At 35.4% G+C, this 13,575-nt stretch carries 13 protein-coding genes; 6 read left to right on the plus strand and 7 right to left on the minus strand.

Annotated elements, in window-relative coordinates; translation table 11 throughout:
- Nucleotides 1–123: 123 nt before the first annotated feature.
- Nucleotides 124–441 carry a rhodanese-like domain-containing protein gene (locus ABD692_RS14555; RefSeq protein WP_316755083.1) on the plus strand — a complete coding sequence of 106 codons (318 nt, stop codon included), beginning with the start codon at nucleotides 124–126 and terminating at the stop codon, nucleotides 439–441.
- A 127-nt stretch (nucleotides 442–568) separates the two neighbouring features.
- On the plus strand, nucleotides 569–766 hold the full coding sequence (locus ABD692_RS14560) for a DUF6358 family protein (RefSeq protein ID WP_316755081.1): 198 nt from the start codon (nucleotides 569–571) through the stop codon (nucleotides 764–766).
- Here ABD692_RS14560 and ABD692_RS14565 read toward each other — a convergent pair.
- Nucleotides 732–1,775: a dipeptide epimerase gene (locus tag ABD692_RS14565; protein WP_344768135.1), complete on the minus strand. Its 1,044-nt coding sequence runs from the start codon at nucleotides 1,773–1,775 to the stop codon at nucleotides 732–734. The two genes, ABD692_RS14560 and ABD692_RS14565, sit on opposite strands and share 35 nt — an antisense overlap.
- Nucleotides 1,776–1,855: 80 nt before the next feature.
- On the opposite strand from ABD692_RS14565, the gene ABD692_RS14570 reads away from it, so the two are divergent.
- Both ABD692_RS14570 and ABD692_RS14575 read left to right on the plus strand, forming a co-directional pair.
- The gene (locus ABD692_RS14570) at nucleotides 1,856–2,992 is read left to right on the plus strand and encodes a hypothetical protein (protein ID WP_344768136.1); all 1,137 of its coding nucleotides are present in this window, start codon (nucleotides 1,856–1,858) and stop codon (nucleotides 2,990–2,992) included.
- A 253-nt stretch (nucleotides 2,993–3,245) separates the two neighbouring features.
- On the plus strand, nucleotides 3,246–4,211 hold the full coding sequence (locus ABD692_RS14575) for a hypothetical protein (RefSeq protein ID WP_344768138.1): 966 nt from the start codon (nucleotides 3,246–3,248) through the stop codon (nucleotides 4,209–4,211).
- Here the strand turns inward: ABD692_RS14575 and ABD692_RS14580 are convergent.
- From ABD692_RS14580 to ABD692_RS14590, 3 genes are read right to left on the minus strand one after another with little or no spacing between them, the layout of a single operon-like run.
- The gene (locus tag ABD692_RS14580; protein ID WP_316755072.1) at nucleotides 4,194–4,808 is read right to left on the minus strand and encodes a rhomboid family intramembrane serine protease; all 615 of its coding nucleotides are present in this window, start codon (nucleotides 4,806–4,808) and stop codon (nucleotides 4,194–4,196) included. The genes ABD692_RS14575 and ABD692_RS14580 overlap by 18 nt on opposite strands.
- A gap of 5 nt (nucleotides 4,809–4,813) precedes the next feature.
- Nucleotides 4,814–6,553 carry a M14 family metallopeptidase gene (locus tag ABD692_RS14585; RefSeq protein WP_344768140.1) on the minus strand — a complete coding sequence of 580 codons (1,740 nt, stop codon included), beginning with the start codon at nucleotides 6,551–6,553 and terminating at the stop codon, nucleotides 4,814–4,816.
- Between the two features lie 7 nt (nucleotides 6,554–6,560).
- On the minus strand, nucleotides 6,561–7,292 hold the full coding sequence (locus ABD692_RS14590; RefSeq protein WP_344768142.1) for a hypothetical protein: 732 nt from the start codon (nucleotides 7,290–7,292) through the stop codon (nucleotides 6,561–6,563).
- 59 nt (nucleotides 7,293–7,351) lie between these two features.
- Here ABD692_RS14590 and pepT point away from each other — a divergent pair, with 59 nt between their 5' ends.
- Nucleotides 7,352–8,605 (plus strand): peptidase T, encoded by a 1,254-nt coding sequence (gene pepT, locus ABD692_RS14595; protein ID WP_344768143.1) that lies wholly within the window; start codon nucleotides 7,352–7,354, stop codon nucleotides 8,603–8,605.
- A 45-nt stretch (nucleotides 8,606–8,650) separates the two neighbouring features.
- Here pepT and ABD692_RS14600 read toward each other — a convergent pair whose 3' ends face one another.
- Nucleotides 8,651–8,977 (minus strand): hypothetical protein, encoded by a 327-nt coding sequence (locus ABD692_RS14600; protein WP_316755063.1) that lies wholly within the window; start codon nucleotides 8,975–8,977, stop codon nucleotides 8,651–8,653.
- 174 nt (nucleotides 8,978–9,151) lie between these two features.
- On the opposite strand from ABD692_RS14600, the gene ABD692_RS14605 reads away from it, so the two are divergent.
- Nucleotides 9,152–10,018 (plus strand): aldose 1-epimerase family protein, encoded by an 867-nt coding sequence (locus tag ABD692_RS14605; protein WP_344768145.1) that lies wholly within the window; start codon nucleotides 9,152–9,154, stop codon nucleotides 10,016–10,018.
- Between the two features lie 6 nt (nucleotides 10,019–10,024).
- Here ABD692_RS14605 and ABD692_RS14610 read toward each other — a convergent pair whose 3' ends face one another.
- Together ABD692_RS14610 and ABD692_RS14615 are read right to left on the minus strand one after the other, a co-directional pair.
- A complete protein-coding gene (locus tag ABD692_RS14610) occupies nucleotides 10,025–12,394 on the minus strand; it encodes a hypothetical protein (protein WP_344768147.1) in 2,370 nt (789 codons plus the stop codon).
- A 10-nt stretch (nucleotides 12,395–12,404) separates the two neighbouring features.
- Nucleotides 12,405–13,574 (minus strand): DUF4249 domain-containing protein, encoded by a 1,170-nt coding sequence (locus tag ABD692_RS14615; RefSeq protein ID WP_344768148.1) that lies wholly within the window; start codon nucleotides 13,572–13,574, stop codon nucleotides 12,405–12,407.
- Between the last annotated feature and the right edge of the window lies 1 nt (nucleotide 13,575).

The following is a 13,575-nucleotide window of genomic DNA, read 5'->3' on the forward strand; positions in this document are numbered from 1 at the left end:
TGTTACAGTTTTAAGCGAAATATTTGTCTTTAAATGTTTAACTACAGTAATTAAAATGTTATAAGATCAAGCATTATTGTACCCATGAACTAATTTATATAAGTTTGTAAAAATAAATTTCACATGAAAGAAGTATCAGTACAGGAACTAAAACAGAAAATCGACAATAAAGAAGATTTCCAATTAATCGATGTTCGCGAAACATTTGAATACGAGGTTTCTAACCTTGATGGAGAAAACATCCCTTTGGGTGGCATTTTAATTGAAGCTGATAAAATCTCGAAAGATAAACCTGTTATTATTCAGTGCCGTAGCGGTAAAAGAAGTGCTGCTGCAGTTATGCAGTTAGAATCGCAGTATGGCTTTGAAAATTTATATAATTTAAAAGGTGGTATTTTAGCTTGGCAAGAGGCTTTCGATCCAAACATGCCAGTGTACTAAAAATAACCAACATACATTTTCCAATTATCAAACTTTTTAGGCTGCATAAACAAGTTTTTTCAACATCGTTTGCTTCATGCGAGTTTGATAATTGTTATTTGAATATTTACACTTTAACCTTCTTACTGTGGGCAAAAAATTCGCACTAAACATTTTTTATAACCTTGGAATCATCCTTTCAATTTTTGGATTAGTGTGGTGTTATAACAATGGTAAATATCTTCCATCTGCTTTTTTAGTAGGAACTGCTGCCTGCCTTTTCTATTTCAAAATTCAATTAATGAAAGATATTAGAAAGTCGTATAAGGAAAAAGATCAGGATTAACACCTTCCAAACCCAAACCTGGCAAATCTTTAAGAATGTACTTTCCGTTTTCGAATTGAGGATTTGCGAAAGGGTTATTTTTGGTTAACCAGGGTCCATCCAAATCAGCCCAGTTGCAAAGTGGCGCCAATGCTATAGCCGCGAGGGTTGCACAACTGGTTTCGCTCATGCAGCCAATTAAAACCTTCATCCCGAACGAACGGGCTTTTATAATCATTTGATGGCCTTCGTACATCCCGCAACTTTTCATCAGTTTTACATTAATACCATGATAAGCGCCTTTTAATTGACCCATATCAGCTAGTCTTTGTACAGCCTCATCTGCCAGTAATGGAATCGGGCTTCTTTCTGTGAGCCAGGCATTGCCATCCAAATTATTTTTATCCATCGGTTGCTCGATTAAAACCACGCCTTTGTTATGCAACCAGTAAATTAAATCAATAGCCTGAATTTTATCTGCCCAGCCTTGATTTGCATCAACATAAAGCGGCACATCAGTCATGCTTCTAATCGTTTCGATTATTTCTTTATCATTATCTCTGCCAAGTTTTACCTTAATCACTTTAAAGGCTTCGGCATCTTTTAACTTTTCACGAATTACCTCTGGAGTGTCAATACCAATGGTATAAGAGGTAACAGGCATTTTTGCTAGCTCTGCACCGTAAATTTCGTAACAAGGCTTATTTAAAATTTTACCGTTGATATCATTTAATGCAATATCAATGGCAGCTTTAATTGCTGGCTGACCTGGAGCAAGACTATCCAGGTAAGAAATTATTGCTCCAAAATTAAAAGGGTATTGAATTGTATTCCAGTCGACAAGCTTTAAAAAGGCATTTGCGCTTTCGTAGCTTTCGCCCATATAGGGCACCATAGATGCTTCGCCATAGCCAATAACATCTTCATACTGAACTTTTAAAAGCATCAGCGGTGTACTGGTTCTTGTAAATTTGGAGATAGAGAAAGGATGTTTTAATTCTAATTCAAACTGCTTGCAACTTATTTTCATTATCAATCGTCTATTAAATAAATAAGGCGGAACTCGCTTTACAAAGGTATATTTGTTTATTAACGCAAACCAATCCTGCCATGAAAAACATTTCAAGATTACGGTATTTTATTTATTTATCCTGCATAATTATTGGAGGATGTACCACAGGAAAAAAAGCCTTGGAAAAAGGCGATTACGACGCATCAGTTTCTAAGGCGGTAAGCCGTTTACAAAGCTCACCTAAAAACAGCGAAGCATTAGGTGTATTACCAGCAGCATTTAACTTTGCCTTGCAAGATCATTTAACAAAAATTGATGAAGCTAAAGCATCTATTGATGTATATAAATGGGAAGCCGTGATGTATAATTATCAAAAAATTAATCAGCTTGTTGATGAAATTAATAGTTGCCCAGCGTGTTTAACCGTTGTACCTAAACCAATAAAATATATTGACGAATTAGCCGAAAGCCGCTTGAATTCAGGTATTGCAAGATATAATTCTGGGCTTATTTTCCTAAACCAAAATACTAGGGTAAGTGCTAAAAAAGCCTATTACGAATTTGAAAAATCGCAAAACCTTGCTCCAAATTACAAAGATGCTGTAGCGAAAATGGATGATGCCTACTGGGCAGCAGTAACCCGAATTGTAGTTCAGCCGATTATGATCAATAGCAGCTATTATAAGTTAAGTGGCGATTATTTCCAGCAACAGATCGATAATTTTATTGGAAATTATTCCAGGAATAAGTTTGTTATTTTTTACTCGGAACAACAGGCAACAAAGCAAAAAATTGTACCCGACCAAGTGTTGAGTTTAAATTTCGATGATTTTGTTGTTGGGCAAACTTATGTTAAAGAACGTGTTGAAAGACTGAAAAGAGATAGTGTTATAATTGGCGAAACCCGTGAGAGAAAACCTGTTTATGGAACAGTAAAAGCTAACTTAAGCGTTTTCGAAAAAAACATATCTTCATCAGGACTGTTGGATTTAACCATTACCGATTGGCAGAGTAAAAAGGTCGTTCGTAAGCAAAAATTCCCTGGAACCTACATTTGGAAAGATAGTTGGGCAAGTTATAAAGGTGACGACCGAGCATTAAGCAACCAGCAGTTAGCGATGACGAGGAGAAAAGAAACGATTCCACCACCGCCAGATGTTTTGTTTTTAGAGTTTACAAAACCTATTTACAACCAACTGGTAGATGATATTAGCTATTATTACAACAATTATTAGTTAACGGATTTAAATTGGCTCAACAATATAAATCTATCCCCAAATTTGTTGCATTGAGCTTGTCGAAATATAAAAGATTTTTCAAAAAAGGTTCTTCGACAAGCTCAAAAAATCCTTTTTACAAATCCATAAGGATAGGGCATAACTCTAGCGCCTTTTAAGTTTGTTGGAAAAATCACCGACTTAGTAATCGCAACGTTAAAATAAATCATCGTTGTTAAGCCGTAAAAATATAATAGCTAATATTGCAGCAATGAATACCGGCTTATACAATCCTTTCCAGAAATTCGATTTTTTATATAAAACCTGCTTTTTAAGCGGTCAAACATTCAACTCTCCCGTAGTTCAGGTGCCATTGCTTCCAAAGTGGTTATTGGATCAGGCGGGCTTAACAGGCGAAGAGCAAATTCAATTTTTAGATGAGAGTATTCGATCCTACAGCACACTTGTAATCCCTGTAAATAGCGAGATTAATGAGCAGTTTTTAAATCCCTTGGAAGAACAAATTGAGAACGCTTTTAAAAATGGGTATGAATCAATCTCTCGTTTAAACGAATTGGATTTGTTTAACTGGATTGGAAAGTTTTTATATGGCTTTGTTTATATCGAAATGCATTCGGCTTTACGCAAGGAAATGACTGCCGATGGTTTAAACATGTCGCAATCGTTAATGATGAAATTTGCCAACCTGAATTTCATGATGCAAAATCTGTACACCAGTATCGAATTTGAAGATTTTAATCCTTGGTCTATTGTAATTGTTAAGCTAGAAAATGAAGAAACGCCATTCAGTTTCCGTGATGAGATTAATACCTTAACTTTTTCATTAAAGTTTAAAAATTTCGGAATTATTGCTTGCCTGCAGGATAATGGAACCAACAAACGCTACCATCAGGATATTGTAAATGAAGTAAAAGGAAAAGCGTTAACCGCTGAGCAATTTGAAGAGCTAACTGCTCGTTTTTATTATTCGGCCTACCTGTTTAACCGTTTACCCGAATATACTTTTATGCCCGTTGAAGGTACAACTTACATAGAAGCGATGCCCCTTCGTGGCAATATGAGTAAGCCACTTTTTGATGTTTGGCAGCATAAAGTTTACGCACAGGTTTTAGAAAATTTCTGGAAACCGTGGGGTTACGTTAAATTCGAAATTATTAAAAATCCTGATAAACCGATGAGCTTTTTTGAAAACCCTTGCCTACCTGTTGCCGGTTAATACGCTTATAAAATTCTGAATAATTCCAGGCACAAAAATTATTGTAAATATTAATCCAGTTAACGCACCGAAAAAGTGTGCATCATGATTGATATGATCTCTGGAGTTGCGAGAGGCGTAAGCACAGTAAATCAGGTATAAAAATCCGAATACAACTGCTGGAATTCCGATCGGGATAAACATGATGTAAATCTTTGACATCGGGTTAAACAAAATATAACTAAAAAGCACTGCGCTAACTGCTCCAGAAGCTCCTAAACTGTTATAATGGAAGTTATCCTTATGTTTAAAAACGGTTGGTATGTCGCTTAAAATCAAGCCTAAAAAATACAATAAACCAAATTGCCAGCTTCCCATTAAACGCTCCAAGGTAAATGCGAAAGCATAAAAAGTAAACATATTAAAAAACAGGTGCATCCAATCGGCATGAATTAAACCGCTTGTAATTAAAGTATAAATACTATTTCCTTTTGAAACACTGTATGGATGCAGCATAAATTTACCGTAAACGCTGTTATCATAAAAGGCGTAAAGGCTAGTTACAATTGTAAAAACAAAAATTATTGAGGCAACTGGTGCTACGTTTAAATATTCCATTTAACTTATTTTAAATCGAGTTTTACATTAGTAAGCAAACGCGAAACTGGGTATCTGTTGTGTGTTTTTTCGTAATAATCAGAATTTTTATATACAAATTCTAATTGTGCAGCACCGCTTTTGGCAAAAACGGTATCGGTTGCCTTTTTTTCGTCTAACTGCGCTTTTAATTTTGGATTATTTTTTAACAATTCTGCCGCTGTATCTTCAAAAACATAAGCAGAATAGTGCTCTTTCATATCTAAAATAGAATCGAAGAAATTCCAGTTAAAAAAAGAATCCGTTGCTTGCGGCTCTAATGTTTCAACAATATATCGGTTGGTAAACTGATTAACATAAACCACAAAATCGCCTGCGTAATACTGCAAAGTTTGCGCTACTGGATTTAGTTTAACAGCCGAATGCAAATAATGTCCTTCATAAGGCCTTGTTCCTGTTTTAAAATCGCCAATGTAGTAGCTTTCGACAGTAATCTTTGTATCTGTTTTAAGTTGCTCTATTTTAACATTATTCAACTTAAGCAAAGCGATAACCCGATCCCATGCTTTTGGAATGATGTAGGCAATTGGTTTCCGCACACTAACGGCAGGTTCGAACTTATTGTATTCTTTTATATTATTGGTAAAGGGCTTATTTCTATCATAGTAAAGCCGATCTACACCGCTTATTTCGCTTGGCTTTTTACCTGCCTGAAAACCTTTAAACGGAATGCTATCGCTTTCATTTTTATTCAAAGCCCATTCTAAAGGAAATTCCTTTTGTACAGCCACAAATTCATCAGCTTTGCGTTTATTTTCGCCAATAATTTTTGCATCACGTTGAACAACATCAATGTAAGTTTGCAATAATTTGTATGTAGCATCTACCCGCAAATCGTACGATTTTAACATGTGTGTTTCTGGCATAAAACCAATCGTATTATGTAGCGTGGTATAACCAGTAGAGTATCTTGGCGATTCGATAAAACCTGTAATTCCAGTTTCTGGTGTTTGGCCGATTGAATTTACATAAGGTATCATTGGGTAGCCTTTCTGCTCCATTCCTTTATACAACTCAGGCACTAAAGTTTTGGTTAAATAAGCAGAAAGAATACCATTTAATTTATCCTTTTGTGTAGGAATTAAAGTCATTACGTATTGGTAATCGGCACCATTACTGGTGTGCGTATCCACAAAAATTTCGGGCTGCCAGGTGTTAAAAATTAACTGGAAAGCAGCAGCGTTTTTTGAATCTGTTTTAATGAAATCGCGATTTAAATCGAGGTTTTTACTATTCCCTCTAAAACCATAAGCAACAGGCCCGTTTTGATTGGCTCTTGAAGTTCCACTCCTGTTAAAACTTCCATCAATATTATACATCGGAATAATGCAGATCACTACATCTTTCGGGAGTTTGTTTGCACTTAGTAAATCGCGGGCAAGCATCATCGATGCATCAACACCTTCTGGTTCGCCAGGATGAATGCCATTATTAATAAGCAGAATGCGCTTATTTGCTTTTCTAATTGCCGATGGTTCAAAAACCTGATCTCTTGATAGAATTAAAAGATGCAGAGGCTTGCCGAAGTCGGTGCTTCCGTAGGTTAAAAGTTTTGATTTAGGGTATAATTTTACTAAAGATTTATAGTAAGAAATTGCCCTATCATAAGTCGTTGTTTCTTTCTTGCCGCTTTGTTCGTATGGGGTTTGTTGTGCCATAATACTAAAGTTAGCAAGAAGTAGGAAAAACACTAAGATTTTTCTCATACAATAATTAAAGTGTTTTGCGATAAACTTTAATATTACCGAAGTAATATTTAAAGCCAATGCTGTAAACATTATAAGTATCTGGATCGTAGTTTTTAAACTTAGTTGCGGGATCATTATAACCATCTAGTCCCTCGCCAAATGTAAAATTACTTTGCGCATTTACGTTAATTACATAACGTACATAACCCCAGCCATCATTTATATAAAAGTTAATACCTAAATTAACTGGCACCCAAAGATTGGTACTTTTATCTTCTCCTGGAAATGGGCCATAACCTGGATCGAAAGCAGCCCAACTTGGCTTATAACGAACAATATCTGTAATTTTATTTTTCACAGCTCCAATTCCCGAGCCTATATATAAACCTTTAATATTGTATAAAAAATCAGTTTTATTATAGTTAATAAATTCACCCAGAGCGAATTTCATATTAAAATTTACACCCGTGTATTGATTTACAAACTGGCGATTATGTGGGTCAGTAACAATATCGCCACCTTGAACCATACCATACTGCGCCTCTAAACCAGCAGTAACAAAAGGGGTAAGATGATGATCAATTGTACCAGCAATAGTGTAGCCCCAGCTTCCTTTATAAACGTCCGTTTTAGAATAGTTTGGCCCTACATTTATCCCATAATCCCACTTAAAATAATTAGATTGAGCATTAGAAAACTTGGCAAACATCAAAAGGGGAACAGCTAGGAATATAATTTTGAGGCGGTTAGAATTCATATTGTTTTTTTACAAAAATAATATGTTTATTCAATATCCATAACTTTTACCTTTGAAATATGAATATCTATCAAAACTTCAACAAATCGCTAGAGAAGAGATTTATCAATTATGCAAAAATTGATACACAATCTGACCCTGAATCTTCAACTTGCCCTTCAACCTTAAAACAAAAAAACCTGGGCAAACTTTTAGTCGAAGAGCTTTTAGAAATCGGCATAAGAGATGCTCATATAGACGAAAATGGTTATGTATATGCAACAATCCCGTCAACAACCGAAAAAAATGTTCCAGTAATTTGCTTTTGTTCACATATGGATACTTCGCCAGATTGTAGCGGAGAAAATGTTAAACCGATCATACATGAGAATTATCAAGGCGAAAATCTAGTATTACCTGATGATACGAATATTGTAATCAAACTTGCAGAGCATAAAGATCTGCAGCATCAAATTGGAAATGATATTATAACAGCAAGTGGTACTACTTTGCTAGGTGCCGATAATAAGGCTGGTGTTACCGAAATTATGGAAGCTGCAAGCTTTCTTGTAAAAAACCCGGCTATAAAACACGGGGTAATTAAAATTCTTTTTACCCCTGATGAAGAAATTGGACGCGGTGTAGACAAAGCCGACCTTAAAAAGTTAGCTGCCGACTTTGCTTATACCATCGATGGAGAAACCTTAGGCTCTATAGAAGATGAAACTTTTTCTGCTGATGGTGCAACTTTAACCATAAATGGCGTGAGCAGTCACCCAGGTTTTGCAAAAGGAAAGATGGAAAGCGCCATAAAAATTCTTGCTGAAATTTTGGATGTTTTACCAAAAGATAAACTAACGCCCGAAACAACCAGTGGCAAAGAAGGCTTTATTCATCCCGTTGCAATTAAAGGCCAGGTTGAACAAGCAGAAGCACAGTTTATTATTCGTGATTTTACCGACGAGAAATTGGCAGAGCATGGAAATCTTCTTAGGCAAATAACTGAGGAGATCTTAGAAAAGTACCCAAAATCCACTTATAATTTAGTAATTAAAGAGCAGTACAGAAATATGAAACAAGTATTGGATCAGTTCCCTAAAATTGTAGAATACGGTATTGAAGCAATTGAACGAGCGGGTGTAAAGGCAAAAAAACAAAGTATTCGTGGTGGTACCGATGGTTCTCGATTATCGTACATGGGTTTACCGTGTCCGAATATTTTTGCTGGTGAACATGCATTTCATAGTAAACAAGAATGGGTAAGCGTACGGGATATGGAAAAAGCGGTTCAAACCATTATTAATATTGCTACCATTTGGGAAGAAAACAGTTAACCCGTTTTCAGTTGGCAGTTTAGAGAAGCTGTAAATTGCCAACTATTAATGATCTTGCCCGATATCCAATCTATTTATTTTTCCTTCTTTATTAAGTTGAAATTTAAAAAAGGTTTTAAAATCGCCCCACTGATCAGAATGAAAATGGCCATAAACATGCAAGCCATTGTTTTCAACCTTATCAATACTCGTAAATCTTTCGTGGCCCAAAGCTTTTTTAAAAAAATTATTAAACTGCATTTGGTTTCCATCGTCGTATAAAACAACTTCTTCGGCGAAAAGTAAAAACCAGGCGTTATGATCTCCTTTTTGTAATGCCTCTATTGCTGCCTTAACCTTTCTGTTTGTTAGTTTCTTTAAATCGACAGCCATTATTTACACTAAATTGAGTGAGATGAATTACTAGATAGATGCTAAAACCATTGGAAAATTATCAAATTTAAATAAAAAACAGAAGGTTATAACCAGCTCGCAAGAAAATTACTTTTTCTGTATTTTAATAAAAGATAATCGATTTATTATCAAATTTGCTACTTTTAAATACAAATGATAACACTAGAAAACGACTTTATTAAAGTCCGAATTGCCAATAAGGGTGCCGAGCTACAAGGCTTATTTAGTAAAGAAACTAATATAGAATATTTATGGAATGGGGATTCGGAATACTGGGGCAAGCATAGTCCTGTTCTTTTCCCTATTGTTGGCTCTTTAAAAAACGACAGTTACATTTACAAAGACAAAACATATAAATTACCCCGACATGGTTTTGCCCGTGATAATGAATTTATTGCAGATCAATTAAATACCGCTGAAGCTGTTTTCACATTAACACAAAGTGATAAAACTTTGAAAGTTTACCCTTTTCCATTCGAATTAAAACTTAACTACCAAATCATAGATAGAAAGTTGATTTTAGAATACACGGTAACCAATACAGGCAGTAAAAAGATGTTTTTCTCATTAGGTGCTCATCCAGCGTTTGCTGTTCCAAACACGCCAAATACAAGCTACGAAGACTATTACCTTGCATTTAATAACGATGAAAAATTAACCTACTGGAAATTGGAGGATGGACTGGTTGCCAATGAAACCGAGAACATTGACCTAAGCAGGCATCGGTTAAACCTAAAACACGATCTTTTTTATGATGATGCCTTAGTTTTTAAAGCATTGCAAAGCAATTGTATTAGCTTATTAAACTCTAAAAATGATTATGGCTTACATTTTCATTTTGATGACTTCCCCTTCTTTGGCATTTGGTCGGCCAAGGATGCACCATTCGTTTGCTTGGAGCCGTGGTGTGGTGTTGCCGATAGCGTTAACCATAACCAGCAGTTGGCTTACAAGGAAGGAATTGTTAAACTGGATGCAGGAAAAAGCTGGAAAAGATCTTGGGAAGTAGAATGCTTTTAAAGCAGACTACTTAACCTCGAAACTGAAATAGCTTACCCCTGGAATACCCGATGCAGTAAGCCCCTGTACAACACCAATGTAACTACCTTTTTTATCAGAAGTATAAAAACTAACTTTTCCTTTTCCATTAGCATCAATATTAACCTCAGGCGACCAATATAAAGTGGATCTAAAATCTGGAATTCTTTTATTCTTCAAATCATCCTCAGTTGGACTATAAAATTCTCTTTGTAATTGCATTCCTTCGTAATCAATAACAACTGCACGAGGGTCTATTTCTGTTCCGCCTAAATCTGATTTCATAGTCGAAAAGCTCAAAATCCCTTCAGAGCTTGTAGGCCCATAATAGTACCTGCTTCGAATTACTTCCAACTTTTCTACTTTAAGCGGATCTATTGCTATTACTTTATCCATATTAAAGTACGGCACACCGTCCAGTAAAACCAAGGGGTCTACTTCCTCATCAAGAATTGCTTCTTCACCTAAAATATGAAAATGGAATCTTTTTTGCTTTTTATATACAAAAACCTGCGCAACATACTCTCTTAAAACCTCTTCCATCGTTGTAAAACGGGTATAATCGCTTAATTTATAAGTTTTATAAGGGTTTAAATAAAAGGCTGAACTATCGATATTAGGCTTATAAAACTGTTTCAATTTTGCTCCCGAATAAACATTTTGCACTTGCATGCTTAAGTTACGCATACTCAAATCGTTTAATTGTGAAGTCTTAAGGTTTCCTGAAAGATATTTATTTGCTGAATATTTTTCAAAAAACGGATTGTTTACGGTAATAAGACTCGTACTATCTAATTCTGTATTCGTTTGTAAAACAACCTCGTTCTGGCCGTAGAAATCTTTTGTATTAAATACAACTTGCCCTGTAGAATCGCTGGTTGAGCCATAAAACTGAATTCTTTTGCCCGGAACGCTCATATATACAAGATGATTGTTAATCGCATTTCCTGCCTTATCTACAATTTTTCCAGAAACAATATGACCGTTGTATTCTGGCAGAAACTTAAATACTGGCACTTTCTTTCCACTTAAAACATCCGCCCAGTTAAACCGTCGCCAACCCTGTGTAAGTAATAAATTATCAAGTGCTTCACTTGTACCTAAATTATTTTGTTCGAAGTAATACCCAGGTGATTCTACTTCGCCCTTTAAATTAGAGCTAAGCCATAAATAGCTTTCTATATCTGGACAGTTTTTAACATCTAAAGAATCGATCTTATGAACTGAAATTGAAACATCAGCCAACTTACTTAAGTTCTTTTCATCGTTAAGCGATAAATTAACATTTACTTCTTGTCTGTTATTATATAATTTCGAGTCAGAAACTGCATTTATGGTTAACTTTTTAGCCGATTTCTTAAAATATAAACGCTCTGCAACGGCTTTTCCTTCGTTATTAAAAGCCGTTAAATAAGTTATGCCATCGGTTAGGCTATCTTTTTTAACTACAAAAGATGCTTTACCTCCCGAAACTTCTCCTGTTGATGCAAAGACGGTTTTAATTCCATTATGAGCAACTAAATATAGTTTTTGATTACCTAAATTACTGAAAACATCGATGTTCAAATTTGCATTTTCATCTTTTAAGTTAAGCACATAGCCTGTTTTCTTTGCTGCTGGAAGTTGCTGTATTATAATTTCACCTTGTGCCGATCTTGCAATGGCTTTGTAATCGTTATTTGCCAATGGCATGAAACTAAACTGTCCAATACCGAATTTTAAAGTTTTAAAGCGGGCTAAAGTATCATTTCGGTTGTTTACAATAACGCCACTTATATCCATCCCTTTGCCATCTGAACCTAAAATTTTGAAGCCAACCTTACTGGTTATTCCTTCAACCAAATCACCGCCTTCTGGAAAAAATTGTAAATTATATTTTTTGCTTTCTGCCTTTGAATTCTGAGGTGTGTTTAATGTGTTTATTATTTTCAATGGTTTTTCAAAGAAAACATCTGCGCCCAAATTTTTCATCCAGTTGGTGTAGGCCCTTAACTTATAAGTTCCATTATTCAAATTAACAGGAATATATAAAGAGCCGTTACCACTACCGTTTTTTAAACTAATTTTTGCTTGTAGCACTGGGGTATTAGCTTCATCCAAAACCTCTACATAAGCTACTTTACTTACATTTAATGGTTTATTCTGCAAATCTGTATAGTAAGCTTTAAACCAAAGTATTTCTCCAGTCAGGTAAAATTCGTTATCGGTTTGTACAAAGAGTTTTTCTTGTAGGATATTATTATTCTGGTGATTTACCAAAGCCTTTTGTATCTCAGGTAGTACCTGTGCATTTAACCGCAGCGTAACCAGAGAAAATAAAAAAACAACTGAATATAACTTTAAAATTATCTTATTCATATACGGTTACTTATTGCCAAAATCCTGGTTTTTTGTTGGTTCCTCTAATTGTACAATCGGCACATTGAGCGCCTGCTCCAGTATGCCCGATAACAGCTCCATTATTGTTTGTAATTGCTTCTAATGGCAATAATGATTTTGTTTGAAATACGGCATCTTCATCTCTGGAACCCGTAACTGGGTTTACAGTATAAATAGAATCTGGCTCACTGCACGAATATGGATATTTTATCCGCCATGCATTAGGCAATGCTTCTCTCGGCACGAAAATCCTTTGCTGCGTAACTGTACCTGCGCTAATGTAACCAATAACAGGCTCGGCAGCATTACTAATATTATGGATATTGCCCGTTAACTGAGAAGGCAAGGCATCGAAAATAGACCCCAGATTCTCGGTATTTTTCTTTAGCAATTCCCAAAACTCAAAAGCCTCTTTTGTTAATGCATACTGTTTAACTAAAATGCTATACTTTACACCAATCTTCTCCGAGTCTGAAGTAATAAAAGTTAATGGATTTAAATAAATAACATCATTTACCAGTTTCGAAGAAGACGCCAAAACTATAGAACTTGAAATGCTATTTCCCCAGCATTCGTAAATGTTCTCTGTAGTTGAATTTCTTGGTACAATTGCTTTTCCATCTGCTTTAAACCCAGAGAAATATTTAGCTCTAAATTGCCAGGTTTCGTTGTATTCCCATCTATAATACCTGCTTTTATTGGTAGCGTCATGTGTATTGGTGTACAACTGCAAACCGTTATCTGTAGCTTTCCAGCTTACGCTGTCAACTACCGGCGAAACTCTTCCCTCAACAAAATCAGACAAATAAGTAACCCCTTTCGATGTTTTTATCCTTACCCTGTATTTTTGATTTACGCTGAGGTTTAAAGGTGCCGATGCATAAGTACCTGCCACCCTAACATCCGATAGGTTATAACTTTGATTGGCATCGCTTTCAACAGTAACCGTAGCCCCCGTTTCAACCTTAAGGGTATTTTTATTATCTAAAACAACTGTTCTGCTTAACCTAATAAAAGTAGAATCAGTCCCTGTGTTTATTAAACCTTCAACAACCAGGTAATTATAATTTACAGCTGTTACTTCGGGTTTGTATGCCTTTTTACAACAAAACAATATTACTCCAACAAGTACAAGGCCTAAAATGCTAAACTTTTTCATG

It is taken from the genome of Pedobacter ginsengiterrae (assembly GCF_039537385.1).
Classification (GTDB): domain Bacteria; phylum Bacteroidota; class Bacteroidia; order Sphingobacteriales; family Sphingobacteriaceae; genus Pedobacter; species Pedobacter ginsengiterrae.

Coding starts and splice junctions, on each gene's coding strand:
- ABD692_RS14555 (WP_316755083.1), top strand. CDS start 124: ATGAAAGAAGTATCAGTACAGGAACTAAAACAGAAAATCGACAATAAA.
- ABD692_RS14565 (WP_344768135.1), bottom strand. CDS start 1,775: ATGAAAATAAGTTGCAAGCAGTTTGAATTAGAATTAAAACATCCTTTC.
- ABD692_RS14570 (WP_344768136.1), top strand. CDS start 1,856: ATGAAAAACATTTCAAGATTACGGTATTTTATTTATTTATCCTGCATA.
- ABD692_RS14575 (WP_344768138.1), top strand. CDS start 3,246: ATGAATACCGGCTTATACAATCCTTTCCAGAAATTCGATTTTTTATAT.
- ABD692_RS14580 (WP_316755072.1), bottom strand. CDS start 4,808: ATGGAATATTTAAACGTAGCACCAGTTGCCTCAATAATTTTTGTTTTT.
- ABD692_RS14585 (WP_344768140.1), bottom strand. CDS start 6,553: ATGAGAAAAATCTTAGTGTTTTTCCTACTTCTTGCTAACTTTAGTATT.
- ABD692_RS14590 (WP_344768142.1), bottom strand. CDS start 7,292: ATGAATTCTAACCGCCTCAAAATTATATTCCTAGCTGTTCCCCTTTTG.
- pepT (WP_344768143.1), top strand. CDS start 7,352: ATGAATATCTATCAAAACTTCAACAAATCGCTAGAGAAGAGATTTATC.
- ABD692_RS14600 (WP_316755063.1), bottom strand. CDS start 8,977: ATGGCTGTCGATTTAAAGAAACTAACAAACAGAAAGGTTAAGGCAGCA.
- ABD692_RS14605 (WP_344768145.1), top strand. CDS start 9,152: ATGATAACACTAGAAAACGACTTTATTAAAGTCCGAATTGCCAATAAG.
- ABD692_RS14610 (WP_344768147.1), bottom strand. CDS start 12,394: ATGAATAAGATAATTTTAAAGTTATATTCAGTTGTTTTTTTATTTTCT.
- ABD692_RS14615 (WP_344768148.1), bottom strand. CDS start 13,574: ATGAAAAAGTTTAGCATTTTAGGCCTTGTACTTGTTGGAGTAATATTG.